The sequence below is a fragment of the Delftia acidovorans NBRC 14950 genome, assembly GCF_001598795.1.
Lineage (GTDB): Bacteria > Pseudomonadota > Gammaproteobacteria > Burkholderiales > Burkholderiaceae_C > Comamonas > Comamonas acidovorans.
In genome coordinates this window covers 1-2042 of record NZ_BCZP01000064.1, presented here as the reverse complement: position 1 = coordinate 2042, position 2042 = coordinate 1, and the positions used below count along the sequence as shown (strand labels likewise).

Annotated in this window: 2 protein-coding genes; both read left to right on the top strand. The window is 70.0% G+C overall.

The features are described 5' to 3' along the window. A partial coding sequence (locus DA1_RS30950; RefSeq protein WP_162269894.1) for a hypothetical protein occupies positions 1-347 on the top strand: 347 nt, incomplete at its 5' end. After that, positions 340-2042: hypothetical protein (locus DA1_RS29205; protein WP_155737681.1), on the top strand; the 1703-nt coding region annotated here is incomplete at its 3' end. The genes DA1_RS30950 and DA1_RS29205, both read left to right, overlap by 8 nt.

The window sequence follows — 2042 nt, the reverse complement described above, 5'->3', positions numbered from 1 at the left end:
TTGCGCTGGACCAGCGCACGCTGGCCATCCCCGTCTACGGCCCGCGCCAGATCGACGACAGCGGTGCCATCCGGCCGCTGGCCGTGAAGCTGCACACCAGCCGCGACGGCGGCCAGCGCTGGCACGCCACGGCGCTCAGCATGCGCTTGCCGTACTGGGCCTGGGTGGACGGCCAACTGCTGCCCGGCTCCAGCGGCTACGACATCGACGACTCGCGCTTCGACTTCAACCGCGGCGAGCTATTCCCCCTGCTGAGCCTGCGCGACGACAACGGCGAGCTGCTGCCCATGAACCCCGGTCGGCCCTGGATGGCCGACCACCGCGCCAAGGAGCCCGCCAATGGGTAACGCGCTGATCAAGAACAAGAAGCTGGTCGAGTTCGTGCCGGCCACGCCTGCGGACCCGGGGTTTCCGGGACAGCCTGCAACCCCCGAGCGCATCACCTATGAATGGCGCGATGTGCGGGTCGAGGCCGGGCCGCACGAGATGCAGCGGCTGGAGCGGGCACTGCCTGGCGGAGAACGCCTGGTGTCCTGGCGCACGCCGCTGGATGTGCTGCGTGAGCGCGTGGGCAACCCATCGTTGAGCGCAGCGACAGCCCACTACAGCGATGTCTGGGCCTACGTTCAGACATCCGACTATGCCGACGCCCAGCGCGTGCCCCTGACCTGGACCAGCGCCTGGATCATGCGCCGCGAGAATGTGCGCATCGTGATCCCGGCACAGCCTGCGATCCCCGCGCGGCCGCCGAAGGTTGCCACCCCGGAGCGCCGCACCTACGACTGGCACTTCGGCTGGAACGGTGGAGCGCACAGCCTGCGCGAGCTGCCGGCCAACTGGATCGGCACGGCCACCTTCGTGATCGGAAAGCCCGTGGGCGCCGTGGTGGGCTTCACTCTGGCCAGCCAGGTGCCGCGCGTCAGCCGTTCATCGTTCGCCAATGTGGAGTACGGCCTGCTCTTTGGGGATGGCCAGGTCAACGTGCGCCATGCCGGTGTCACGCTGCAGCGCGTGGGCTCGATGACGGGCAATGACACGGTGCGCGCCCAGGTCGGAGGCGGGCGCATCGAGTGGTTTCTGAACGACGTGAGCGTCTACAAGGGGCGCTTTGCGATGACCGGCCCCTATGTGCTCGATGCCGTGCTGTATGCCGGTGATGACGTCGTTGACTCGCCCCGGCTGCAGGACGGTGTGGTCGAGCAGGACGGCACGGCCGTGCTGAACCTGGCACCGCTGCAGGTGGAGGGCCAGGCGCTGGAGCCCTTGGAGATCCGCATGGGGCTGCAGCCGCTGGACCTGTTCGCAGCAGACCGGCCGCTGGCCCAGGTCAAGGCGCGGCTGCGGCCCCTGCGCGTCGCTGGCGATCCCATCCCGCGCGGAGCGCTGCGGCTGGCCGGCGCCCAGGTCCGGGCCTCGGACGCCCGCAATGATGCCGTGGCGCGGCCAACGCTGGCGCGCCTGCAGGCCACATCCCAGGTCGAGGTGGGAGAGGGCGCCTGGATTCCGCAGTACTCCATCGGCACCGCCTTCGTTCCGCCGCCCGTGGTCAACGGCGCCATCATCAGCGGCCAGGGCCACGACTATCAGATGCGCCTGGGCCCTGCCTTCACCGTGGCCTCCCAGGATAGGCATGCCGAGGGCCGGCTGGCCCTGGCGCCCGTGCAGCTGCTGTCCGATGTGGAGGCGCTGACCCACCTGGTGCGGGCGCAGGACCTGCTGGGCGCCGAGGCGGCGCTGACCGCCAGCGGCTATGTGACCCTGGTCATCGCCGAGCGCGTGGGCGCCTCGGGCGCGCTGACGCTGGGCGCGGCCGGCCTGGTGCTTGACGTGCACGAGCAGATCAGCAGTGCGGCAGAAACCCAGATCTCGGGCGCCATCGTGGCCAGCGTGCTGGAGCACCTGGGCGCCGTGGAGCGCTACCGGGCGCTGGTGTTCCGGGTCGTGGACGGCCGGCCTGTGCTGGTCGATCCAGGGCATGCCTGGGTCGTCAATACCGAATCCAGCGCCTCCACCCGCTACGAGGGCTACGCCTTCGACAGCTT